Origin of the sequence: Enterobacter wuhouensis, assembly GCF_004331265.1 — a bacterium.
GTDB classification, from domain to species: Bacteria; Pseudomonadota; Gammaproteobacteria; order Enterobacterales; family Enterobacteriaceae; genus Enterobacter; species Enterobacter wuhouensis.
In genome coordinates this window covers 640,131-664,194 of the sequence record NZ_SJOO01000002.1, presented here as the reverse complement: position 1 = coordinate 664,194, position 24,064 = coordinate 640,131, and the positions used below count along the sequence as shown (strand labels likewise).

Annotated in this window: 24 protein-coding genes; 12 read left to right on the top strand and 12 right to left on the bottom strand. The window is 53.2% G+C overall.

The window, feature by feature from the left end; translation table 11 throughout:
- Positions 1-90: 90 nt before the first annotated feature.
- The 4 genes from E0L20_RS07215 to E0L20_RS07200 all read right to left on the bottom strand — a co-directional run bounded on the left by E0L20_RS07215 (position 91) and on the right by E0L20_RS07200 (position 3,125).
- Positions 91-852 (bottom strand): hypothetical protein, encoded by a 762-nt coding sequence (locus E0L20_RS07215; RefSeq protein ID WP_131633353.1) that lies wholly within the window; start codon positions 850-852, stop codon positions 91-93.
- 94 nt (positions 853-946) lie between these two features.
- Complete coding sequence (locus E0L20_RS07210; protein WP_131633352.1) at positions 947-1,171, bottom strand: helix-turn-helix transcriptional regulator; 225 nt, start codon at positions 1,169-1,171, stop codon at positions 947-949.
- Positions 1,168-1,608, bottom strand: a complete 441-nt coding sequence (locus tag E0L20_RS07205) for a hypothetical protein (protein WP_228293829.1) — start codon at positions 1,606-1,608, stop codon at positions 1,168-1,170. The genes E0L20_RS07210 and E0L20_RS07205 overlap by 4 nt, the downstream gene beginning before the upstream one ends.
- Positions 1,609-1,724: 116 nt before the next feature.
- The gene (locus E0L20_RS07200; RefSeq protein ID WP_131633351.1) at positions 1,725-3,125 is read right to left on the bottom strand and encodes a tyrosine-type recombinase/integrase; all 1,401 of its coding nucleotides are present in this window, start codon (positions 3,123-3,125) and stop codon (positions 1,725-1,727) included.
- A gap of 380 nt (positions 3,126-3,505) precedes the next feature.
- Between E0L20_RS07200 and E0L20_RS07195 the strand changes: the two genes are divergently transcribed.
- Together E0L20_RS07195 and E0L20_RS07190 are read left to right on the top strand one after the other, a co-directional pair.
- Complete coding sequence (locus tag E0L20_RS07195) at positions 3,506-4,036, top strand: DUF2778 domain-containing protein (protein WP_131633350.1); 531 nt, start codon at positions 3,506-3,508, stop codon at positions 4,034-4,036.
- A gap of 230 nt (positions 4,037-4,266) precedes the next feature.
- The gene (locus E0L20_RS07190) at positions 4,267-4,758 is read left to right on the top strand and encodes an Hcp family type VI secretion system effector (RefSeq protein ID WP_131633349.1); all 492 of its coding nucleotides are present in this window, start codon (positions 4,267-4,269) and stop codon (positions 4,756-4,758) included.
- A gap of 18 nt (positions 4,759-4,776) precedes the next feature.
- On the opposite strand, the gene E0L20_RS07185 is transcribed toward E0L20_RS07190, so the two are convergent.
- The 3 genes from E0L20_RS07185 to E0L20_RS07175 are packed head-to-tail and all read right to left on the bottom strand — an operon-like array spanning position 4,777 to position 8,120.
- A complete protein-coding gene (locus E0L20_RS07185) occupies positions 4,777-5,673 on the bottom strand; it encodes an alpha/beta hydrolase (RefSeq protein WP_131633348.1) in 897 nt (298 codons plus the stop codon).
- A gap of 30 nt (positions 5,674-5,703) precedes the next feature.
- Positions 5,704-7,491 carry a hybrid sensor histidine kinase/response regulator gene (locus E0L20_RS07180; RefSeq protein WP_131633347.1) on the bottom strand — a complete coding sequence of 596 codons (1,788 nt, stop codon included), beginning with the start codon at positions 7,489-7,491 and terminating at the stop codon, positions 5,704-5,706.
- Entirely contained in the window at positions 7,488-8,120 is a 633-nt protein-coding gene (locus E0L20_RS07175) for a response regulator transcription factor (RefSeq protein ID WP_131633346.1), read from the bottom strand. Before E0L20_RS07175 ends, E0L20_RS07180 begins: the two co-directional genes overlap by 4 nt.
- Before the next feature lie 175 nt (positions 8,121-8,295).
- On the opposite strand from E0L20_RS07175, the gene E0L20_RS07170 reads away from it, so the two are divergent.
- The 3 genes from E0L20_RS07170 (at position 8,296) to E0L20_RS07160 (ending at position 12,468) form a co-directional block, all read left to right on the top strand.
- Positions 8,296-8,610 (top strand): putative periplasmic lipoprotein, encoded by a 315-nt coding sequence (locus E0L20_RS07170; RefSeq protein ID WP_131633345.1) that lies wholly within the window; start codon positions 8,296-8,298, stop codon positions 8,608-8,610.
- A gap of 116 nt (positions 8,611-8,726) precedes the next feature.
- Positions 8,727-11,744: an autotransporter outer membrane beta-barrel domain-containing protein gene (locus tag E0L20_RS07165; protein WP_131633344.1), complete on the top strand. Its 3,018-nt coding sequence runs from the start codon at positions 8,727-8,729 to the stop codon at positions 11,742-11,744.
- Positions 11,745-11,847: 103 nt separating this feature from the next.
- Positions 11,848-12,468 (top strand): LysE family translocator, encoded by a 621-nt coding sequence (locus E0L20_RS07160; protein ID WP_131633343.1) that lies wholly within the window; start codon positions 11,848-11,850, stop codon positions 12,466-12,468.
- Between the two features lie 94 nt (positions 12,469-12,562).
- On the opposite strand, the gene E0L20_RS07155 is transcribed toward E0L20_RS07160, so the two are convergent.
- Both E0L20_RS07155 and E0L20_RS07150 read right to left on the bottom strand, forming a co-directional pair.
- Positions 12,563-13,273 carry an SAM-dependent methyltransferase gene (locus tag E0L20_RS07155; protein WP_131633342.1) on the bottom strand — a complete coding sequence of 237 codons (711 nt, stop codon included), beginning with the start codon at positions 13,271-13,273 and terminating at the stop codon, positions 12,563-12,565.
- Between the two features lie 9 nt (positions 13,274-13,282).
- A complete protein-coding gene (locus tag E0L20_RS07150) occupies positions 13,283-13,540 on the bottom strand; it encodes a YjhX family toxin (RefSeq protein ID WP_119935358.1) in 258 nt (85 codons plus the stop codon).
- A gap of 354 nt (positions 13,541-13,894) precedes the next feature.
- On the opposite strand from E0L20_RS07150, the gene E0L20_RS07145 reads away from it, so the two are divergent.
- Both E0L20_RS07145 and E0L20_RS07140 read left to right on the top strand, forming a co-directional pair.
- Positions 13,895-14,653, top strand: a complete 759-nt coding sequence (locus E0L20_RS07145) for a PDDEXK-like family protein (RefSeq protein ID WP_131633341.1) — start codon at positions 13,895-13,897, stop codon at positions 14,651-14,653.
- A 14-nt stretch (positions 14,654-14,667) separates the two neighbouring features.
- Positions 14,668-15,309, top strand: coding sequence for a hypothetical protein (locus tag E0L20_RS07140; protein ID WP_131633340.1), 642 nt, complete (start codon positions 14,668-14,670; stop codon positions 15,307-15,309).
- 28 nt (positions 15,310-15,337) lie between these two features.
- On the opposite strand, the gene E0L20_RS07135 is transcribed toward E0L20_RS07140, so the two are convergent.
- The gene (locus E0L20_RS07135) at positions 15,338-17,122 is read right to left on the bottom strand and encodes a diguanylate cyclase (protein ID WP_131633339.1); all 1,785 of its coding nucleotides are present in this window, start codon (positions 17,120-17,122) and stop codon (positions 15,338-15,340) included.
- A gap of 112 nt (positions 17,123-17,234) precedes the next feature.
- Positions 17,235-18,344, bottom strand: a complete 1,110-nt coding sequence (locus E0L20_RS07130; protein WP_131633338.1) for an AI-2E family transporter — start codon at positions 18,342-18,344, stop codon at positions 17,235-17,237.
- A 351-nt stretch (positions 18,345-18,695) separates the two neighbouring features.
- Between E0L20_RS07130 and E0L20_RS07125 the strand changes: the two genes are divergently transcribed.
- The 5 genes from E0L20_RS07125 (at position 18,696) to mmuM (ending at position 22,915) form a co-directional block, all read left to right on the top strand.
- A complete protein-coding gene (locus E0L20_RS07125) occupies positions 18,696-19,142 on the top strand; it encodes a hypothetical protein (protein WP_131633337.1) in 447 nt (148 codons plus the stop codon).
- 124 nt (positions 19,143-19,266) lie between these two features.
- Positions 19,267-19,650, top strand: coding sequence for a GFA family protein (locus E0L20_RS07120; RefSeq protein WP_131633336.1), 384 nt, complete (start codon positions 19,267-19,269; stop codon positions 19,648-19,650).
- Positions 19,620-20,366, top strand: a complete 747-nt coding sequence (locus E0L20_RS07115; protein ID WP_131633335.1) for a hypothetical protein — start codon at positions 19,620-19,622, stop codon at positions 20,364-20,366. Before E0L20_RS07120 ends, E0L20_RS07115 begins: the two co-directional genes overlap by 31 nt.
- A 229-nt stretch (positions 20,367-20,595) precedes the next feature.
- Positions 20,596-21,996: an S-methylmethionine permease gene (gene mmuP, locus E0L20_RS07110; RefSeq protein WP_131633334.1), complete on the top strand. Its 1,401-nt coding sequence runs from the start codon at positions 20,596-20,598 to the stop codon at positions 21,994-21,996.
- Entirely contained in the window at positions 21,983-22,915 is a 933-nt protein-coding gene (gene mmuM / locus E0L20_RS07105; protein ID WP_131633333.1) for a homocysteine S-methyltransferase, read from the top strand. The genes mmuP and mmuM overlap by 14 nt, the downstream gene beginning before the upstream one ends.
- A gap of 98 nt (positions 22,916-23,013) precedes the next feature.
- Here the strand turns inward: mmuM and fbpC are convergent, their stop codons facing one another.
- Complete coding sequence (gene fbpC / locus E0L20_RS07095; RefSeq protein ID WP_131633332.1) at positions 23,014-24,060, bottom strand: ferric ABC transporter ATP-binding protein; 1,047 nt, start codon at positions 24,058-24,060, stop codon at positions 23,014-23,016.
- Between the last annotated feature and the right edge of the window lie 4 nt (positions 24,061-24,064).

The following is a 24,064-nucleotide window of genomic DNA, read 5'->3' as shown; positions in this document are numbered from 1 at the left end:
AAACTCATCATTGAAAATGATAATTGTTCAATGGCTTCGTTGGTGGAAAGCCACTAACAATGATCCCAACTATTAATAAATTAGGTGTCATTAATTAGTTTTTGGCCTTTCCGCGAAAGGGTTTACAATGAAAATTATCTTTTCTTGCCTCCTGTGCTCTGGTACATCCGTCACGCGAATGATTGGAACCATTACAGCCATGTCATTGGTGTGGTAAATGTTTATCCAGCAAATGTATGGGGCGTTGAAGTAAATGGCCCTGCGTTTTAAAACCTCCTTGATCCCAAAAATGATTAGGTCAGAAATAGGCAAGGTAATTATTTGGTTAAGGTCAAAAAAATAACCATGCCACGAAGTTTCATTAATGAGGATGGTTTTTTCGTACCCTTTGACATTAGGACTGCTTTTATCAACGATACGATCAGTTTTGATGTGGATTGCTCCTTTCACCCTGTTCGCATCAACAATATCTTTAAGTTGCTCTTCTATGCTTTTTTTCTCACTTTTACCCATGGTCCCATCACTGGTGTTATGTCGGTAATGTTCAAATGCCAGTATGTTAAGCGGGCTTTTGATGTGGCTCTCCCATCCCGTTAAAAAAAATTCCTCACGAGTAATTTCTGGTGCCCCACGAACGGATTGCAAATGTATATCCAATGATTGATTCAGAAACAATTCTTCAATATTTTTTACCTCGTTACTGTGATAGCTGATTCGGCTGGCTAAGGGATACAACGCCTTTACCGCATAATCAAAAACAGCAGAGCGCGACATATGCATAGCAGAGCTGATCCTGCCGGCGATATTGATCGATTCCTCGCTGATACTTAGTGATGTTGTTTTTTTTGCCATATGAACACCTATATTGCCAGGGGGAATTGCCCTTATTTATTTGTGGAAGAGAGCTATTCCGCTGTCAGGCAGAACAGCTCTCTGATTCGTTTACTTATAGGATCCCTCGTACAGAAAATGTTGCTATAAAATCGGCGATCTCATTACGTAACCAGTAATGACGACCATTGATTTGTTTTGGACGAGGTAGTCCTTCAGGCAGTCTGTCCTGGCAAAGCCATTTACGAATGGTTTGGGATTTGTAGCTGATGATTTTAGCTAAATCAGCAGTTGAAATAAGTTGTTGCTGGGTTGTGTCGGAGAGTTGGAATGTGCTCATTTTGCCACCTCATTGATTGAGATGTGTGCAAAGAAAGCTTTAGGTATTATTGAATTAGTAAGGGGAATGATGAAGGCTGAAAGAAGAGTTTCAGGGTCGGGGTCACTACCATCACTCGAATCTGATGATAACGAATTTTTTGCTGATTTTGCCGTGCTGCGGTGAGCCCTGGATACCTGATTTTTGCATGGCATCAGACGCGCGATAAAATTACGTAAAGTAGCATTTTGCATTCTTTGTTTAAGGTGTAACATTTTAGCTTTGGCGCATGCGAAAGCCTTGTGAAAAGCAGAATATGTTTCTTTGAGATGCTCAATGACTTGATCCATGGAGGTAGAATCGTTAAAGGATAGGTCTGTTTTGCCTGAATCAAAATCCCAGCGAGCTTTGATAGCCGCTTGAGTCATTTCTGAGTTAACAGTTACTGAGTTTGTCACTTGCCTTATCTCCTGTGTAGTTGCTGTATGATTGACTAAACTGTGTATTACGATACATGAAAATCTATTCTGGTCAATAGTCTATGTTTTTTGTAAGTTATTGATTTTAAATAAAATCAACGCATTTCAACGTTGTTTTTTATAACGATGCCTGCTTCATTTAAGATCCAGGTCTCAATTTTTTCATGCCATTTTCTGAGCAAATCCAGCGGGCGGCGGCGATAGTGCTTTTCAGCTAGAGCACTAGGTTTATGGCCCATAATCTGTGCAACAATACCGGTAGGAACTTCAACCCACTCGGCCAGAGTACCAAAACTACGGCGCAAACCGTGAAGGCTGATATGTGGCAACTCAGCCCGCTCTAACGCTCTGTTATGCGCTGAACGCGGTTCAATAATTTTGCCACTTTTACTGTTACTTCTGAAAACCCAACCTTCATTATTTACATCAGGATTTTGGGATTGAGCTAGTGCACTTAACAGCTCAGAAACATAAGGGGTGAGAGGTATGATTCGTTCGCCTTCGATCTTGTCTTTAATCCTCATGCTTGACCATTTGAAATCTATGTCAGGCCACCGAAGTGACGCAATTTCTTCTCGTCGTGCTCCAGTGAGTAAAAGTGCTTGAAGGTAAGCTGATGCAACAGTGCTATTGAGTTGACGTACAGCTTGAAACCAATTTTTTAACTGTTCTTTTTGTAAACAATCACCCGCTTTACTCGCTGATACTGGAACCATTTTTCTCACGTTACGATCTTGTGCAAGATCGCCATGGATTATTCCCTGATATTCTTTCTGGTAATTAGCCCATTTGATAAATGCACGCAGCAGACGGTAGGCATGTGCAGTGACAGTGGGCCGATTTTGTCTTTCTGTACTCAGCCATGTAGCGATGTTCACTGGTGTTAGTTCCGATAACGGCAGGTCTAGCAAGCTTGCCAATGGTCCAGCCGAGGTTGGACCTTGCCCTCTTTTTTTATTTTCTCCACCACGGCTAGATAAATTAACGTGATCGGCAATATAGCGTGCAGAGTAAGGGCGTTTAGTTTTTGCGCTGATACCGGTTCTCAATTCGTGAAGATAATCTTCCCAGGCGCTTGAGAAGGTTACCTTTGTTTTGCGAGACTCAGCCAGGTGTGATTCCGCTTCAGCAATTTTTTCTGCCTTAGCTATACGCGGATCTGTCCCAGTATCGATTAGTGTTTGCAGCCGCCTGGCTTCAGCCCTGGCATCATCAATCTTCCAGTCGTTAATATTGCCAATGGTCATGCGAAGGGTTTTTCCCGCATATACGCTTTGGAATACAAAAGCTTTTGTTCCACGAGTTGCCCGACATGCTAGAGTTGTTACATCCGCATCCCAAAGAAATGCTTGGTTTTTTCCTTCAGATAAAGCAAATTTTCGAATACGCTCGAAGGTGAGTTTTTGTCTTGGTAGTGCCATTTTGGGGTTCCAGATGAGAAGTATTACATCACGATAATGTAACGGCTGGTGTAAGTAAATTAAGGGAATAAACATCAACAGCTTTCAATTTATATCAACAGGTGTTTTTTATAACTTGATGTTTTATAATTAGTTTAGTGTTTTAAAATGAGGTTTTTAAAGGAGTAAAAATATAATAACGTCGCATTCGTAATGCGAAGGTCGTAGGTTCGACTCCTATTATCGGCACCATTTAATTCAAAGCATCATTTCAGACCCACACCCCTCTCCTGTCAGGTTGTTTGAACCTTTATCTTTCTCGTTCATCTCCTCCCTTTATTGTTTGAATAAATACATTCTAAGTACATCAACCACTACTAATTTTTTATACAATCCTAAAATCACCATTAAATATTGCTGTCTTGATTGTATTGCCTATACACTCATTAAGTGTTCAATAATTTAAACCCTTAATCATGGCATTACATGGCAAGCTTTTACTTAATGATGCTGATTACGCGCCCTTTAATCTTTTTGGGGTTGGTGTGTTTATGGCCTTCTCTGGACGAGGTAATTATAAAAATAATGCCGCATGTAGAGCTATTGCAAAAGATGGACCATTGCCACCAGGTAAATACTGGATCGTTGATAGACATGAGGGGAATTGGTTTTCGCAAGGAAAATTAGAAATCAAAGATTCTATAAATAGAAAACTAGGACTCCAGGAATTTGGAAAATCTCGGTGGTTTGCTTTATATAAAGATGACTGGGGTATTGATGACGGGACCTGGATAGAAGGTGTACACCGTGGATTGTTCAGGCTTCATCCTGGACGTGTTTCCAAGGGCTGCATTACAATCGCACATGAGACTGATTTTGCACAAATTTATAATGCTCTTATGGCAACAACACTCATTCAGGTCCCTTGTATGAAATCCTTACTGGCTCGAGGATGGATTGAGGTCGTAGCAAATGGCTATAAAAACATTTGTCCTTCGTACAGGTAAAACAATTCTGTACATAATATGCTTTATTCTTTGCTATGGTCTTATGCCTAAGGCAGAGCACTTTCTTAATATTGAGGTGGCATCCCAGTGGAGTGAAGTAATATATGGGGAAGATAATATTGAGACACTATATGATTTATTCGATGACGTTGATATTGTCGTTGCATTTTTTGTGACGACAATAATATATCTTTTTATTATGATATTAATAAAATATATGAGGAAATAAAATGCCAACCCCTCCCTATATGTGGCTAAAAGACGACGGTGGCGCTGATATAAAAGGCTCCGTTGATGTTAAAGATCGTGAAGGTAGCATAGAAATCATTGGCCTTAGCCACGGGATTAATCTCCCCGTGGATAGCATGAGTGGAAAAATAACCGGTACACGCCAGCACTCATCAATGATGATTGAAAAAGAGGTTGATAGCTCCACGCCCTATTTATACCGCGCTGCTGCGACTGGCCAGACGCTGAAAAGCGCAGAAGTTAAGTTTTATCACATAAATGACGCTGGTCAGGAAGTGAGTTACTACACGGTCATGATGGAAAATGTGAAGATCACTGGCGTTAACTGCGGGGTTGCCAACGTCAAAATGCCAGGCAACGATAAGATGAATCATGTTGAAAGCGTCAGTATGCAATATGAAAAAATCACGTGGCGTATCGTAGACGGCAACATCCAGTTTGCAGACGCCTGGAATGAGCGACACACAGCCTGAATATAACAGGGGGGACCATCACCCCCTCAGCCATCTTCCATACTCGTCTGGCCACTCCACCGTCTCCGTTCCCCGCTTCCCTATCCCAAAACCATGTCCGCCCGTCGGATACCTATGCATCTCAACCGGGACGCCATGCTCCCTGCACGCCTCAGCCATAATCAACGAATTGTGGGGATCGGAAAGCGGGTCGTCTTCTGCCTGTACGATAAAACACGGTGGTGTAGTAGCTGTGACGTAATTCTGCACCGACCCTGCATACTCCTCTGCCGCAGACGCGTGCGGTCCCACCAGAATTCTGTGCGTAGAGGTATGGGTGTAAGGTTTTTGAAGGGTAATCACCGGATAAATCAGCGCTGCACCGTCAGGTCTGGCACTTAATTTATCAATCTCATCCCGCGCAGGATACGAGCAATAGTCAAATCGTGTGGCCGTCATGCCCATCAGATGCCCACCTGCAGAAAATCCCAACACGCTAACGTGTTTTTCTCGCTGGCGAATAATCCGCAACGCGCGCTGGGCATCCTGCAGTGCTACCAGATTTCCATCGTTCCAGCCTTCGGCGGGCAGGCGATAGTTCAGGATATACGAGGTAAATCCGCGCGCGTTCAACCACCGTGCGGCGGGAATGGCCTCTTTACGGTTTTGAATACGCTTATAACCTCCCCCGGCTGCAATTAACACCGCGCGTCCGTTAGGTGAGGGGGGGGCGAGCATAGTCAGGCTCGGTATCGAGATAGTGTGCAACGCACCAGAAGATGTATACATGCGCGATCCTTTAGGCCCACCACCGCCCGGCGGAACACCTTTCCACAGCGCAATCTCTACCCCTGCATCCGGCGTGTCAGAGGCAAAGGAAAATCGGGCTGTTGCCATTGCCGCAGCAAGGCCCCGCAGAAAATGACGGCGGTTCATTGTCCTCCCGGAAATGGCATAGCGACATTTTTATCCACGACACCCACACCACTGCGTCAGCAGCGCATGCAGTTTAGCCGGCTCCAGCGGCTTGCGCAGCACCATGTATCCCTCCTGCTCCGCCTCCAGCAGAACCGGCGAGTTAAACTCGCCGCTGACCATCGCGCCGCTCATGCCCGGCAGGCGTTCAAAAAGCGCTTTCAGGATGTCGAAGCCGCTCTCACCGGATCGCAGGCGCTGGTCGCACAGCACGGCGAACGGCGTGAAGCCGTCGTCGATGATGGCGAACGCCTCTTCAGCGGAGGCCGCACAGCGCACGTTGATTCCCCAGATGCTCATCAGGCTCTCCCAGGCGGACGTCACCAGCGGGTCGTCATCGACGACCAGACAGGAGCCGTGCAGCGGAGCATAGCGTACCGGCGGGGCGGTATTGTCACAGGCGGGCGGGGAGTCCTGCGAGACGTCTTCGCCAGCATAGCGGGTGAAGCGCATCCAGAATCGTGAACCTTTGCCCTCGATGGACTGCATCCCGTACTTCACCTTCATCAGCCTGGCGCAGCGGGCAACCACCGCCAGGCCCAGCCCGTGTCCGGCGCTGTCGATCTTCCATGCCAGCTCGGGGCGATAGTAGGGCGAGAAAATTTTGCCTTTCTCGTCGTCGGCGATGCCGACGCCCGTGTCCCACACCTCAACAAGGCAATCGCCGCCGCGCGGCCGGATGGCGACCAGCACGCCGCCCTGCTGCGTATAGCGAAGGGCGTTTTGAACCAGGTTGATCATGGATTGTCGCACCAGCAGCGGATCGCCCATCACGTAGATGCGGCGTTTAGGCCGCCACATGCGCAGCCGCAGGGCGCGGCTGTTGGCCTCTTCGCGAAACAGCGTGATCACCGAGTCGAGCAGGGCGCCAATGTCCACTTTGGTCGGGGCGGTGAGCACATTCCCGGATTCAATCTTGCTGAGATCGAGCAGGGAATTGAACATCAAATGCACCGAGCGGACGCTCTGCTGCAGGTCAAGGAGCTGGGGGGTCAGGCTGTCGTCCCGGTTTCGGTGGATAATCGCTTCGATCAGAAAACCCATGGCATGTACCGGCTGGCGCAGGTCGTGGCTGGCTGTCGTCAGGAACTGGTTTTTATCCAGCAGCGCCTGCTCCGCTTCCTCTTTGGCCTGGCGAAATTGTTCTGCCAGGCGTGAGCTTTGCTCTTCAAGCAGCGCTTGCTGAATGAAGAACGCATGCGACGTTAACGCATGGCGATAAATGGCGAAGCCGTACAGCAGGTTCAGCATCAGCACGATGAACATCAGATCGTCCAGCCGCCAGATGATGCCGAGGTTCAGTACGCCCCAGGAGGCGAAGAAAAAGCGCGTAAAGGTGCTGATGACCGGCGTCAGATGCGTCGCGTTGGCGGCGACGATAGCGGCAATACTGATATTCAGGAGCAGGAAAAAGTCAAAGTTCTGCGTCTGCGGGGTAATTAAATAGAGGGATGAAATCCCCAGCCCGTGAATAAGAGCGATCTTATTTATGCGTGGAAGCCAGCGGCGCAGGACGTCCTCTTCATCCTGCTCTTTCGCTTCGCGCCGGTAGCGTCGGTGCAATATTCGGATCGCCACGGCACATAGCAGGTAAATGATTATCCAGGTAAGGGTTGGGCCAAGATCGTCGCCCAGCAAATTTATCCAGATGGCGAAAGGAATGCCGACAAAAGGCACGGCGCTGAAGCTGAACACCAGCCGCAGAAAAGTATTGTTTAGCAAACGGATCTGCGCGGTCGGAGAGATCCCTTCGTTCTGTAAGCCCTGGAAAAACCTCATTCCGACGGTTCCCGCTTGCCATGCAGAAGGGTGATGGCTTCTACCCGACTATTAACGCCTATCTTTTTAAGGATATTGCTGATGTGTTCTTTGACCGTGGGCTCAGAAATTGAAAGCTGTGCGGCAATTCGTTTATTTGGCAGTCCGCGCATAATCATATTTAACACGTCTATTTGTCGCGGCGTTAAGTTAAATTTACTTAACTTCTCGTTATTCGCCTTTACGGATAAATCGTTCCCCTCGGGAAACCAGGTGAGATTATCAGTAAGTGCGAAAACGGCCCGTGAGAATATTTCAGGCGGCTCGCTTTTTAATACGAAACCATGCCCTCCGGAGGCGTGAACTTTTTGCCAGATATCGTTGTTATCATCCCCGCTGACCACCAGGAGTCGTACCTGTGGGTAAAGCTGTTTCACTTCTTTCAGTAATTTCAACGCCGTGCCGGACGAAAGCCAAAAATCGATTACCAGCAAGCGCGGCGGGCCATTATCCCTAATTTGACGGTAGCAATCATCCTCATTCGTCACCACGCACGCCTGCTTAAATCGGCAATGCGTAATCAGAAAATTGGCGATGCCGCTTGCTACCAATGGATGGTCATCAACGACCAACGCATAATTCTGCCCCAAAGGAATCTCCTTTCACCTTCGCATAACTAAGAGTACGGATGAATTATTATCTACCCACCCTACTTTAGGAGGGTTTTTTCGAATAGGAAAGGGAAATATATTAATCGCACATTTGGGTGATAGAAAACATAAATACAATCAGAGATATTAACTGGTTGGATATAAAGGATAATTTATGAAAAGAACGCTTATCGTTTTAACCGCTACAATGATGCTGGCCGGTTGTTCCACGCTGAAAACAGATCAGGCTATTCCGCTGCTGCAGGCGGAAACCGCTAAAATGCTGGGCCTGGGCTCGTCCGATGAAATAACCGTAACCAACGTTAATGGCGCCCAGCCTGATGCACTCGGCGGACAAAAGCTCTCTTATCGCGCGACGACGGAAAAAGGGCGTATTTTTGATTGCTCGTCAATGATGATGCCGGGGATTTTAGGATCGGCACCGACGCTGAGCGCGCCAACCTGTACACCCGTCGTCACACACAAATAAATAACTCCACATCAAAAGGCGTAGATAAATAACGCCTTTTACATTTTCTGACGTCTCTGAGTTTTCATATAAAAACGATTTTCCTGACATCACGCTAATGAGTACGGAGATAGCCCGTGAATAACTCTACATCGCCTTCTTTAGCGGTTAAGACACCGCTTTCCAGACTTTACCTCGCGTTATTTTCCGCGCCGCTGCTACTGCTTTCACCTGCCGATTTCGCCCGCGCAGCCGATGCAATTTTTGACGGCGACTCGCGTATTACCGAAACGCTGGGCTACACCGGAGATGTTTACGTTGGACGTAACCAGCGCGGAAACCTGCTGATCGATAATGGTAAAATCACCGCCTATAACATCAATATTGGCCGACTGTTCAACGGCCAAATTTATGAAAGCCTGGTCACGGTCCGTGGACCCAATGCCGAGCTTAACGCGGTGAACGACCAGTATGTCCTGCGCGGCGACCTGAATCTTGGCCTCGGCACCCTGCGGGTCGAAGAGGGCGCGCTGGCCAGCGCGAAGGAGATCTTGGTCGGCACCACCCGCGGCTACGACAGCCACCTTATCGCCACGGGCAGCGGCTCGCGCGTGACCAGTAATTTTCTCAGCGTCGGCACCGATCTTGGGGCACGCTCCACGCTGGCGATTGAAGATGGCGCGGTGCTCAGCACAGCCTACGACGCGCGCATCGGCAATGGTACCGGGCCGGGTGAAGCCGACGCGCTGAGCCCCAAAGCCACCGTCACCGGTGCCGGTTCGCAGTGGAACGTTGGCCGTACGCTGACGCTGTATGGCGATATGGACGTGCTGAACGGCGGGGCGGTGAACGTTGCTAACGTGCAGGTAGCGGGCGTCTCCGGGGCAGGTAAAACCGCCGAGCTGGTTATTGCGGGCAAAGACTCGCGCTTTACCAGCGCCAGCAGCGTGAACGTGGGCGACTATGGCAACGGCGTGCTGTCGGTCATTGACGGCGGTGCGTTTTCCGCGGGCAGCAACGAGCTGGTCTTAGGCACGACCAGCTCCGGCTCGAACCGCGGCGCGCTGATTATCGGCAGCCGCGGCAATATGGATACCGGAACCGGCCTGACCGAACCGACGCTGGGCGCGGCGGGCGGCGCGGGCACCATCGATGCGAAGACGGCAATCAGCCTGCGGGGCGGGCTGTTCGGCAGCTATGTCTACTTTAATCATACCGACGCTAACTACGTGTTTAGCAACACGATGAGAGGTGAAGGTGAGGTGATCAATACCGCCGGGCAGACAACGCTGAACGGCGATCTTTCAGCACTGCAGGCGAACGTGACCGCGCGCGGTGGCAAAGTCATTATTGCCAGCAATATCAACACTCAGCCTGAAGACGATATCTTTGATGTTCAGACCCTTAGCGCCGAGAACGGCGGTACGCTGATCCTCAACGCGACGGCGGGCTCCGACGTTAACAACGGGCAGGGTTACAGCAGCGCTGCGTCAATCAAGGCCGGCGGCACGCTGGGCGGCAACGGCACGCTCGGCCAGACCGAGATCCTGTCCGGCGGTCATATTTCGCCCGGCGATGGCGGCATTGGCACGCTCACCCTAAAACGTTACCTGAACTTTATCGGCGAATCCTTCTATGACGTTGATATTGCGGGCGATGGCAGCAGCGATCGGCTGCTCGTCTCGGGCAAAACTACCATCAGCGATCGGGCCAAAGTTCAGGTCACCGCGCTCGATCCGCAAACCAGCTACAAAACGGGCCAAAGCTACCGCATTTTAACCTCTGACGGGGGAATTGACGGCCAGTTCGCGGGGGCGATTTCAAAATCCGCCTTCCTGGACGTGGCGCTCAAGCAGGGCAATAACGCCGTCGATCTGACTATCGCGCAGAAAGAGACCGGCGGCGAGAACCCTGGCGGCGAAAATCCGGGCGGAGAAAACCCCGGCGGTGAGAATCCGGGCGGTGAGAATCCTGGTGGAGAGAATCCTGGTGGAGAGAATCCGGGCGGCGAAAATCCGGGTAGCGGCAAGCCGGGGATTTTCCAGACCGTGGCCAAAAGCAGCAACCAGTGGAATACCGCCGGCGCGCTCTCCACGCTGACGCAAAGCGGCCCGTCGCTGGCGCTGTACAACTCCCTGCTGGCGCTGAGCGCGCCGGAAGCGCGAGAGGCGTTCAACCAGCTGTCCGGTGAAGTTTATCCGTCGATGCAGTCCAACCTGATCGCCGGCAGCACGCAGGTGTTTAACGTGTTAAACCAGCGCATGCAGCGCGCGTTCGATAACGACAGCCTGGCAATATCCCCGTTAGCGATGTCGCTGGTGCAGCAGCCGGAGCCGCAAAACAACGGCGTCTGGGGCCAGACCTTCAGCTCCTGGAGCCGAAACAGCGGCGACGGTAACGTGGGCAAGCTGGACGGCAACACCACCGGCTTCCTGCTGGGGGCGGATCGCAAGCTGGCGGACCATAGCGTGCGTGTCGGTGGCTACTTCGGCTACAGCCGCGGTGATTACGACGTCGACAGCCGTCGTTCCTCAACGGATACCGACAACTACCACCTTGGCCTGTATGCGGCTGGACAACAGGATGCGTTCTCCCTTCGCGGCGCGCTGGGCTACACCTGGCACAAGATCGAAGGCGAGCGCAATGTTGATTTCAGCGGCTTCTCGGATCGTCTGAAATCGGATTACGACGCCAACTCGCTGCTGGCGTTCACCGAGGCGGGCTACCGTTTCGGCCAGCCGGATATGAATATTGAGCCGTTCGCTAATTTATCGTACATCCGACTGCATACCGACAGCTTCAGGGAAGACGGCGGTGCCGCCGCGCTGAGCGTGCGTAACGACACGATGAACACCTTCTACTCCACCCTCGGGGTGCGCGGCGTGACCGAGCTACCGAAGAACGTCAACCTCTACGGTTCGTTGGGCTGGCAGCACGCCTACGGCGATAAGAACACCTCATCGCGCATGGCGTTTGCGGGCAGCGACGCGTTCATTACTCAGGGTCAGGCCGTCGATGAGGACGTGATGGTGGGTGATATCGGCGTGAGCGTACAGCTGTCTCGGGCTGCGACGCTGGACGTGGGCTATCAGGGACAATATGGTGCGGATACCCGCGTCAACTCGGTTAACGCGAATCTGCGCTGGTCGTTCTGAACCTGAATTCATGCTCGTAAACAGACAGACCCGCTTGATGCGGGTCTTTTTTGTTGCGGTATTGTTAACTTCCCATTACGCTTTGCGTTTTCGGAGAAACAGCATGTCCGTCACCGATGCCCTTCTTGCATTCACCTTCGCAGCCACGCTTCTGACGCTCACCCCCGGCCTCGACACGGCCTTAATCCTGCGAACCGCCGCCGCTGATGGCAGTAAAAAAGCCATACACGTCGCGCTGGGGATTGATACCGGCTGCTTTATCTGGGGGGCAGTAGTGGCGTTTGGTCTGGGCGCGCTGCTGGCCGTCTCTGAAGTCGCGTACTCGCTGCTAAAGTGGTGTGGTGCAGCGTATCTGTGCTGGCTAGGCCTCCAGCTGTTGCTTCGCCCGCGGCAGCAGTTTTCCCTCTCAGCAGAAGGCCGTGCCCGCAGCGGCAACGGTTTTTTGCGCGGCATGTTAGGGAATGTCCTGAACCCTAAAATGGGCATCTTTTACGTTTCGTTTCTCCCGCAGTTTATTCCCGCAGGACATTCGCCTTTTGCCTGGACGTTTTTGCTGGTCGGGATTCATGTGCTGATCGGCACGCTCTGGTCACTCACGCTGATTATTGCGACGGGGTATGCTGCGGATGTGCTGAAAAAGCCTGCCGTAGTGAAGTGGATGGACCGAACAACCGGCGTCGTGTTCCTGCTGTTTGCCGCAAAGCTGGCGATGAGCAAGCGATGAACTGCCGGGTGGCGCTGCGCTTACCCGGCCTACATGCGGCAATAATACGCCGTTCATTGTAGGCCCGTGCAAGCGCAGCGCCGCCGGGCAAAGGTTACTCCCGTTTTTGGGCGATAAGCTGAATCATATTAAAATACGCTCCGGCACCGGCGTCCATGATCGGCACCATCATCTCCTGGGCGATCTCGCACGCCATAAACTCGTCCCACGCCTGCTGGCAAGTGTCCATTTCGCGTACCGTGGTCAGCGTAATACCCGGCTCTTTCTCCCAAAGCGCTTTCCACCAGTGAAGCGGGTAAAAGTACCACTCGGGCGTCCAGAAAGGCTTCACGACCTCCGGCAGATTTTCTTCGCTGTAGTCGCCGATAAATCCGGGAACCGCAGCGGCAAAATGCCCGCCAGGCTTCAGGTACGGCAGGAGCGTTGCCAGCATGGTGTCGTTGCTGCCGAAATACTGGTACGCGTCCACGCTCACGATCAGGTCGAAGTAGTCATGCGCAAAGGGGATCTCTTTTGTTGCATCGACCAGAAGCGGGAAAATTTTCCCGTCCAGCCCCAGCGCGGTGAACCGCTCTGCGTTCTCGGTGGGGCCGATCCACAGGTCGGCGGCAAAGACCGTCGCACCGTATTTCTCTGCGAGAAGGATAGAGGAGATCCCCTTTCCGCAGCCGAGATCCAGAATGCGCATACCCGGTGTTATCAGAAGCTGTGCCACCAGCTCCTCGGTTAGCCGCATGGCGTTTGGACCCATCATGGTGTCGAGTAAAAAAGCGCGATCGTAGCTGTCTGTATAAGGTGTATTCATCACTGCTCCTTAGCGATTATCCAGCTGGGCGCGAACGTTGTTCAGCCCGGTGGCGTTGATGCGGTAAGGCTGGCCGTTCACCGAACGGATCAGCTTCTTGGTGCGGAGTTTTTTAAAAACGGCGAGCGTGCAGTCGCTGAGGAGCATCCCTTCGCGGGTATAGCATTCAACGGAGGTGACGCGGCCAGCGCTGTCGCGGACGTGCGCAATACGTCCACCTTTTGCGAGAACGTGTAAGGTACGTTGTTCCTGACGGGATAAATTCATACCGGAAAACCTGTTTAATCATCATGCGTAAAAACAAGCCCACACCAGCAGGTGCGTGCGTAAGGTTTAGGCGCAGCGATAACCAGTCCGTCCTGAAAAGGGCGGGAAACTGATTATCAGATGATTACATTCTCCAGCATCAAAGCCTCGGTGAGAGTTGAAAGGTATTTACGTGGTGAATAATAACACCTGGTTTATGTAGGGGAATGGGGAGCTGTGAAAACTGTGACCCCGATCGTCCCGGCAGGCCACGTATAGTCGTATATATAGCGGGAAGAACGTTAGATAAAGCTCAATTTTTTCATTGGGATGCCGTTATAAAGGTAGATTTACAGCAAAGGGAATTAATGCAATATGGAGACAGCGACAGCCACTCTTACCGCTCGCCTCGAGGATTTTTTCGAAAACTGGCCTAAAAACCTGACAATCAGGAATAGCAGATCTTCGCCAGCCTCATTTCCATCAACAACAGCCCTGGCGCGCTTTTTGGCGCAGCTTGAACAACCGCTTCAGTCGCTACATTACGCTACGATAGGCTTCAATCCCTGGGAGGCCGCTGGAATAGGTCACAACGAAGTGCGTAATTCAGCATTGCTGGCCTGGCTACTTGATCCTCGGGAAAACCATGGCTTTGGCAGAGCCCCGCTTCATGCGCTTTTGCAACTGATCAACGCCAAGCGTGCCGATTTTCCTTTGGGATATCAGCGCTATTGCCGGATTGAAGTGGAAAAAAATCCGAGCGGAGACAGCCGCAACCGGGTTGATATTGAAATCGATACCGATGCATTTTTCCTGCTCATTGAGGTAAAGATTCGCGCGGGGGAGCAGGAGGAACAGATGCAGCGCTACTGCGAGGAGGCCGCTGCCAGAGCCGGAGCACGAAAGTGGGCGGTGGTATTTCTGACCGTGCACGGTGGCGCATCGCTAACGGCCGGGCCGGATGCCCTTCCCGAACAGGTTCCGGCCATATCCTGGCGCAGGCTTTCAAACGCATTGCGCGCCGCCGTCTCGGCCCCTTATCAGGACATCATTTCCTCTCAGCCAGTTTCTCCCTCCAGGCTGATGGCTGCGTGCGCAGCACTTCATTTTATTGACCACATACGCAAATTGTAACGAAGGAAAAATGGATGAGTTATTACAACGAGGAAGAACGTAAAGCCGGAGCGATGCTGCTTTCACAGCTGAGCATGTTTAACCAGGCGGCAGTGGTGTTTGAAACGGTTGTTGCCCCAGCGTTCTGGAAGGGGTTTGATCAATGCGTCACGCAATTTATTCAGTCTAACGCTTTTCTTGGGAAATCTGACATCGAAGCCAAAGACGTTCTCTGGATAGCTCCAGCCTCGTGGTGTATAGGAGAAGATCATTACAAATGCTGGTTTGAAAACCACCAGACTCCCTGCAAGGAGAATGATTACCTGCTAGCCGTATTAACCCGCTGTGCGACTGAGAAAACTGCATTCGGATTTCGTCTGGCGATTAACGGCAGCGCATATGGCGGCGTGCGTAATTTAAAAAATTACGCCCAGGAAGAACGTTCGCGTGCAGCGCGAGACAAACTCGCTGCGTTCGGATTTGAAGATCAGGGTAAAGGGAATTTCTTCATTCCCCTGTTCCTTAATATCGCCCAGCTCTCAGAGTGCTGGCTGGAATACGGTGCATTTCCAGTGGAACATCCGGTATTTGAACCGCTTAATACCGTTCTTGAAACATTAAGAAGTGCGATGCCGCTTATTGATGAAATCCTATGTCCGCTTGAAGTCCCCCAGTAAGTCATGCCGGGTTACGCCCGGCAACGCGCTAGCCCGCCTCCAGCATCCCAAAACTCACAATCCGCGAACGTCCCAGCTCTTTCGCCCGGTACAGCGCCACGTCCGCCGCGCGCAGCAGGTTGTCGCTCTGGGCGTGCTCTGGATAGCAGGCGATACCGATCGAGACGTCCACCGGCCCAATCTCAGACAGCCCGTAGCGGAGCGATAGCGCATGCACGCCGTTGTAAATCTCCGTTGCGCAGGCATGCGCTGCGTCCTCATCCGCGCCGGTGAGCAGCGCCAGAAACTCTTCGCCGCCGTAGCGGAAGGCCAGTCCGTTATCATGTACCGCCCGCTGAATAATGGTTGCGACGCTTTTAATCACCTGATCCCCAGCCTCGTGACCAAAGCGGTCATTAATGCTTTTGAAGTGGTCGATATCGATCATCAGGCAGCTTACCGGCTCCTCGTTGCGTATGGCCTGCTTCATCTGCGTGCGCAGCGTGTCTTCCAGATGATGGCGGTTACGCAAGCCGGTGAGCGGGTCAAAGAGGGCTTTTTCCAGCAGGGCATCGCGCAGCCGCTGGTTGGCCAGCGCCAGGCCCAGCGCCTCGGCCATCAGTTCCAGATAGGCGCGGGACGGCGCGGTTTCAGGCGTAATGTTCTGGAAGGAGAGCAGGCCGATGGCTTCGCCCTGGGCAATCAGGGGCACGCAGAGCGTTCGATGATTTTGCGATTCAGGCAGGTGATAGCACGCGATATCCGGTTCACCGCTGACCGGCGGATGGCTTTGTCCACGACGAACGGCCCAGCACGCGTCAGGGTGAAACGGTTTTTTCTCTCCTTCCGGCGAGAGCCATTCAGCCGCGCAGCGCATCTCCCACGCCTCGCGATCGAGAATATACAGGCGCCCCGAGATGCCGGGTGCAATATTGGGGGCGAACAGCTCGGCCACGTTGATCACGTCGGCGAAGTTTTCGCAGCCCTGCAGTCGCTGGGTCATTCGCGCCAGCAGTTCGCGGATCGCCCAGTCGGCATCGCGCTCTTTTTCCAGCCGCTGCCGCGCCAGGCCGTTTTCACGGAAGATACGAATGGCCTGCGCCATGTCGCCAATTTCGTCGATCTGGGTGAAGTTTGGCGTTTCGACGGCGTAATCCTGCGAGGCCAGACGATGAACCACGTCGCTCAGCCGGACGACCGGATGAAGTACGCGTCGCTTGAGAATAAAGCCCATGACGAACAGAAAGAGCAGGGCGGTCAGGCCGACCATGATCTCAGAGGCTGTTCGCAGGTTTTTCGAGGTTTTCGTGGCAGCCTGCACGTCGGCGATGACGCGTTTGTCGAGTATCTGGCGGAAATGGTCGATCTGCATCTGCGCGCGTTCGAGCTCTTGCTCATAATAGGTGCCATAAAGCAGGGCAACGGCCTGCTGCTCTTCACCTCGAGCCATACTGCTCAGTGCGGTTTTCTGCTCGTCCTGCAGTTCATTAATGATGTTTAATCCATCCTGGAGCAGCAACAGCTCTTCGCCCGATGCGCCGTTATCTTTTAGCTGCGCCAGACGATGTTCAACGTTCTTTAGTTCGCTCTCTTTCTGCTGATACTCTTCCAGAACAGAAGGTTCTTTTTTGATAACGAACAGGCGTGCCAAATCAGAGAGCATCCAGGCATCCGTCTCTACATCTTCCGTCAGTTGATCGAACACCTGCCGTTGCTTAACGGCCTGGCGCTCAACGTCGTCGGCGTGGGAGGCCATCAGCATCACGATGCCGGAGGCGATGGTCAGGCACACCGTGGCACCGTAGGCCCAGTTGGTTATCGTGGCGATTCGCACCTGTGGGGTCCTTCTGCGGCATAAGTGGGGGAGCGTTTTTCAAATTATAGAAAATGTTTGATTTCGCGTGAAAAAAAAGGCGGCACGAGGCCGCCTTCCTGAAAGGGGAGCGTCACAAATCCGGCGGATTTTTCCCCTCTTCGATGAAATCGGCATCCAGCTCTTCGGCGTTTCCTTCGTGGTCGCGGCCTGAGAACAGGTTCCAGCAGGCGATAAACAGCGCGGCAATCAGCGGGCCAATGACAAAGCCGTTGATCCCGTACAGCTCCATCCCGCCAAGAGTCGAGATCAGAATCAGGTAGTCCGGCATTTTGGTGTCTTTGCCGACCAGCAGAGGGCGCAGGATGTTATCCACCAGCCCGACGATAATGACGAAGAAGCCGACGATAAACAGCCCTTGCCACAGCTGGTGGGTAGCGAACAGGAAGATGGCCGCCGGAACCCAGACGATAGCGGAGCCAACCGCAGGCACCAGCGAGAGGAACGCCATCAGCGCGCCCCAGAGCACGCTGCCGTCAATGCCGACAATCGCGAACGCGATGCCGCCGAGCGTCCCCTGCACCACGGCGACTACTGCCGTACCTTTTACCGTCGCGCGGGACACGCCGACGAACTTGGCGAACAGGTGCTGCTTGGCGAAGTCGGACAGCGGCAGAGAATCGAGGATCTGACGCACCAGATACGGCCCGTCCTTCAGCAGGAAGAACAGCAGATAGAGCATGATGCCGAAGCTGATGGCAAAACCGAACGTACCCTTACCAATCAGAAACGCGCTGCCCGCCAGATACTGACCGCCCTGTAGCGCCACATCCGAGAGCTTTTTCTGAATCTGCTGGGCGTTGGTGAGGTTGTGATCGGCCAGGAAGCCGGTTGCCCAGTCGGGCAGGCGGTTAAATATTCCGGCGACCACTTCCGGGAACTGGGTATTGTTCTGCTGCAGCTTGGTGTACACCACGTTCAGCTCGATGGCGAGCGAGGAGAAGATCACCATCAAGGGGATAAACACGATCAGGCAGATGATGCAGAGCGTCAGGAACGACGCCAGCCCGTTGCGCTCGCCCAGCGCCGTACGCAGCTTATTTTTCACCGGGTTAAAGATGATGGTCAGGATTGCGGCCCACAGTATCGCGGAGAAATAGGGCGACAGCACGTCAAAGAAGGCCCAGGTAACGAGGGCGAGAATAAAAATGAAGAAACCTTTGGTCAGTCCATTAAAGCGCATAGTGAGTCCTGGTAACGAATAAACTGTGACGACTATAGAACTGATTTGAGGATTTACCAATAAATGCGAGGCGCCTTCAGACAATGGCCCTTGTTAGAAAAGGGATATAGCAGTATCGTTTTGCCGCGCCTGCAAAATCAGGCGCCGGGATTAGCCTCCTGGACTTCATACTGGCGACATGTATTTAATATGTCGTGCGAACGGTTACACCTCAATGGTGGGCCGGGCGGGGGCATCGTAAGATGCGCCGGTGTCCAGTATGACCGGTAAGGCTAACTCCGCCCGGTTCTGCCACCCGCGAGATTAGCCTCTCCGGTGGCGGTTAAACACTACATACTGGAGGCTGCCACTATGGCTACGACCCCAACCCAGACTCACCTGTTATTCACATTGCCGTTGTCCCACAACACCGATTTCACTGAACTGGCGGATAACTGCGAGCGTTTTGTTGACGCGCTGGTGGAGTGCGATGACCCCACCACAAAGCTCGCCCTGTGCGGACGACTCGCGACCTGTCTGGCGCTGTTACAGCCCACGCTGCTAGAGCCTGTCCCCGAGCAATTAAAAGAGTGCCTGACCGTCGATGAGCCTCCCACTCGCCTGCCCGCATTCGAACCGGAAGCCGATCAACTGGGCCGTTACTGCCAGACGCTGACTCAGCTGTTCATCAGTGGGGCACTGGCGGCAGATGCCGAACGTGTGATGCAGGATCTGCTGTTTGAACTGGTGAGCTACTATGCCGATACGCTAAAAATGCCACGCTGGCTGAGAACGGAGGAGGGGATGATCGCGCTTTAGCCAGTGCATTCCACCGCGCGCGATGCTCCATACCAGTGATGGCGTAGCGCCACAGTAAGGCGCTGGCTGTGCGAAAATAATGTGTTATGTTCTGATGGGATTTTAAACAACTCAGGACAGCGGCATGGAAAAGGTCATTTCTGGCGGATGTTTATGCGGTGCGGTTCGCTTTACTGCTACGAATGGGGGCAATGTTCACACCTGCTCCTGTGATATTTGCCAGAAACACACCGGGGCGCACACCGTCGTGTGGATTGAGTTCCCGGCGGAAAAGGTGCAGTGGACAGGTCCGGGTGGCCGCCCGGCGACCTGGCGATCGTCTGACTACTCCAGCCGGGCGTTTTGCGCCAAATGCGGCAGCTCAATCGGCGCGATTGATGACTCACCCACCATCGCGCTCTTTTCCGGCGTGTTTGATGAACCAGATCAGCCGGAGTTTGCCCCGGAACATCACGCCTTCGACGACATGATGCCATCATGGTGGCGAAAAACTATTGGAAACAAATGATGGAAAAAGGGCGTTCATGTAAAATATCCTTAAGCAAACATCTTACTGAGATGGCTAAGCATTTGCGGTGGGGGATTTCTCTCGAAAGAGATGCATTGTTTTTCTATTATGCTGTAGGTATGTTTATAGCCATAATGATTCTGGTTGAAGATAATCTTCCATTTGGGTTAAAGGGCGATTTATTTGCTGAAACATTGGTAAGCTATATTGTCTTTGGGCCTTTTTTAGTCCTTCTGTTTATGCTCTTAGTCGTAATGTTGTTTCGCTTCATTTCACTTAAAAAATATAGAGGGCGCTTGTATAGACTTTCACGTCTGTTGACGATTAAGTTGTGGCAATTGGCTCTTCCTGCTATGTTAGTTTTCTGCGGTGTATCAACAGTATGCCTGTTTATGTGGGTGTGTTTTTCTTTACCTCACTATAAAAAGTATGTTATTGGTTTTATGAAATATGTATTTTATCTCCTTATGTTTCTTTTTATCGGTCAATCATTGTGCATATCTCGATTTCTGAATAAGCACGATAAAAATTTTAAATATATATTGATTGCTTTTGTCGTTGTCATGTTTCCATTATTAATCACGCTTAAAATTGGAGGTGAAAACACAACGGTAAAACTGGATGAAATAACCCATAAGAAATTAATGGAACTGTCTGGAGACCATCCTGAAGAATATATCAGAAAGATTATAAATAATAATTCGATGCAAAATTAAAAACCTACTTTAGTATGAGGTGGGATCGCTTTAAAAAGGTAAATATCATAAGCATCAGCCTGCGGAGGTGCTTATGGCCTGGCGTCCGATTCTCTACGTTATCCTCACATCCCATCCACGACTCAGCGCGCGGCGCGCCCGTCTGCGTCTGGTCATCTAGCTTTTTATTAACAATCACGGTATAACTCCTTCTTTGGATGTTTAGATGTCCATACGTTTAGAAGGTAATATGCAAACAGAACACGAAAATGGGCAGCTAAAGCGCACCATGAAAACGCGCCACCTGATTATGCTCTCGCTGGGCGGCGTGATTGGTACAGGGTTATTTTTCAATACCGGATACATCATTTCCACCACCGGCGCGGCGGGCACGCTGCTGGCGTATCTGATTGGCGCGCTGGTGGTCTGGCTGGTGACGCAGTGTCTGGGCGAGCTTTCCGTAGCGATGCCGGAGACCGGCGCGTTTCACGTCTACGCCGCCCGCTACCTGGGCCCGGCGACGGGCTACACCGTAGCGTGGCTTTACTGGCTGACCTGGACGGTGGCGCTCGGGTCGAGCTTCACCGCCGCCGGGTTCTGCATGCAGTACTGGTTCCCGCAGGTGCCCGTCTGGGCGTGGTGCGTGGTGTTCTGCGCGGTGATTTTCGGCCTCAACGTTATCTCGACGCGCTTCTTTGCCGAAGGGGAATTCTGGTTCTCGCTGGTCAAAGTGATCACCATCATCGCCTTTATTATCCTCGGCGGCGCAGCGATCTTCGGGTTTATCCCGATGCAGGACGGTTCTCCCGCGCCGGGCTTGAGCAACATTACCGCCGAGGGCTGGTTCCCGCACGGCGGCCTGCCTATTCTGATGACCATGGTGGCGGTGAACTTTGCCTTCTCCGGCACCGAGCTGATCGGCATCGCGGCGGGTGAAACGGAGAACCCGCACAGGGTGATTCCGGTGGCGATCCGCACCACCATTGCGCGCCTGATTATCTTCTTTATCGGCACGGTGTTTGTGCTGGCGGCGCTGATCCCGATGCAGCAGGCCGGGGTGGAAAAAAGCCCGTTCGTGCTGGTGTTTGAAAAGGTCGGCATTCCTTACGCGGCGGATATCTTTAACTTTGTGATCCTGACGGCAATCCTCTCGGCGGCGAACTCCGGGCTGTACGCCTCGGGCCGGATGCTGTGGTCGCTCTCTAACGAGAAAACGCTGCCGCGCTGCTTCGCCCGCGTCAATAAAAACGGCGTACCGCTGACGGCGCTGTCCGTTTCCATGCTCGGCGGCGTGCTGGCGCTGTTCTCCAGCGTTGTCGCGCCGGATACGGTGTTTGTCGCGCTGTCGGCGATTTCCGGTTTCGCGGTGGTGGCGGTGTGGATCAGCATCTGCGCGTCGCATTTTATGTTCCGTCGTCGCCATCTGCAGTCCGGCCAGCCGCTTTCTGCGCTGCAGTACCGTGCGCCGTGGTATCCGGTTGTGCCGGTACTGGGCTTTATCCTCTGCGTGGTGGCCTGCGTCGGCCTGTGGTTTGATCCGAGCCAGCGCATTGCGCTTTATTGCGGGCTGCCCTTTGTCGCCCTGTGTTATGGTGCCTACTACCTGACCCGACATCTGACAACGCAGGAGCCTGAACATGTCGCAGAATAATCCGCTTACCGCCCTCCTTGAAACGCAGCCGTTTGTGGTGCTGGACGGCGCGATGGCAACGGAGCTGGAAGCGCGCGGCTGTAACCTTGCAGACAGCCTCTGGTCTGCCAAAGTGCTGGTAGAAAACCCGGAGCTTATCCGCGAAGTGCATCTTGACTACTACCGTGCCGGGGCGCAGGTTGCGATCACCGCCAGCTATCAGGCCACGCCTGCGGGCTTTGCCGCGCGCGGGCTGGACGAAGCGCAATCCCGTGCGCTGATTGGTAAAAGCGTCGAGCTGGCGCGTAAGGCGCGCGAAGCGTACCTGGCCGAAAACCCGCACGCGGGCACGCTGCTGGTGGCGGGTTCCGTGGGGCCTTACGGCGCGTATCTGGCGGATGGCTCTGAGTACCGCGGTGACTACGTGCGTAGCGCGGACGAATTCACGGAATTCCACCGTCCGCGCGTGGAGGCGCTGCTGGACGCGGGGGCAGACCTGCTGGCCTGCGAAACCCTGCCGTCCTTTGCGGAGATCAAAGCGCTGGCCGCGCTGCTGGCCGAGTATCCCCGCGCCCGGGCGTGGTTCTCGTTTACCCTGCGCGACAGCGAGCACCTGAGCGACGGTACGCCGCTGCGTGAGGTGGTCAGCGTGCTGGCAAACTATCCGCAGATTGTGGCGCTGGGCATCAACTGTATCGCGCTGGAAAACACTACCGCGGCGTTGAAATACCTGCAAAGCCTGACGGCGCTGCCGCTGGTGGTCTATCCGAACTCGGGCGAGCATTACGACGCGGTGAGCAAAACCTGGCACCATCACGGTGAGGCCTGCGAGACGCTGGCGGGGTATTTACCGCAGTGGTTAGCGGCAGGGGCGAAGCTGATTGGCGGGTGCTGTCGCACCTCGCCGAAGGACATTGCGGAGCTTAACGCGCAGCGCTGAGTCTTTTGCCGGGTGGCGGCTGCGCCTTACCCGGCCTACAAAATACAACAACATGCACGAACCGTAGGCCGGGCAAGCGCAGCGCCGCCCGGCACAGATCACGCAGCCTCAGCCAATACAAACATCCCGTACGGGTGGATCTCCAGATAGTACGCATCGCCCACGTCCGGCTGCAGCCGGGTGGCGTTCACCTGCAGTAAAATCTCCTGGCCGTGCCAGTCGACAATCACCTCATACTGCGGCCCCATGTAGGCGACGTGGCGGATAGTGCAGCGCTGGCTCTCTTCCCCGCGCTGGCTCAGCGTAATTGCCTCCGGACGCACGCCGACGGTGCCTTCGCCCTGCGTGGCAAAGTGCAGCGGGCGCGGCAGACGGTAGCCGTAGATCTCGACGACTTCCTCGCTGAAGCGGGCCGGGAACAGGTTGGCATCCCCCATAAAGCTCGCCATAAAGCGAGAGGCCGGCTGGCGATACAGATCCTGCGGTGAGCCAATCTGCATGATGTTGCCCTTGTTCATCACCAGCACGGTATCGGATACCGCAAACGCCTCGCTTTGATCGTGCGTCACGTACAGCGAGGTGATGTTGAACTGCTTTTGCAGCTCGCGAATTTTGTCGCGCATGCTGCGCCTGAGGTTGGCGTCGAGGTTGCTCAGCGGCTCGTCGAACAGCAATACTTTTGGCTTGAGGATCAGGGCGCGGGCCAGCGCCACGCGCTGCTGCTGGCCACCGGAAATCTGGTCCACGTAGCGGTCCTCAAACCCATCAAGATCCACCATCGCCAGGGCTTCTTTAACCCGCGTTTTTATCTCAGCGCGCGACACGCCCAGCATCTTCAGACCGTAGCCCACGTTCTCGCCCAGCGACATATGCGGGAAGAGGGCGTAGGACTGGAACACCATGCAGATATCGCGCTGCTGAATGGAGCGGTGGGTCACGTCCTCGCCGTCGATGTAGATCTGTCCTTCGGTTGGTTTTTCCAGCCCCGCGACCAGACGCAGCACGGTGGTTTTACCGCAGCCGGACGGGCCGAGCAGCGTCACCATTTGTCCCTGCGGGATCGCCAGGTTGATGTTTTCAATCACCGTGTTTGCGCCGAAGCGCTTGGTCACGTTGCGCAGTTCAACAAAATGTTTCTCAGTCATAGTG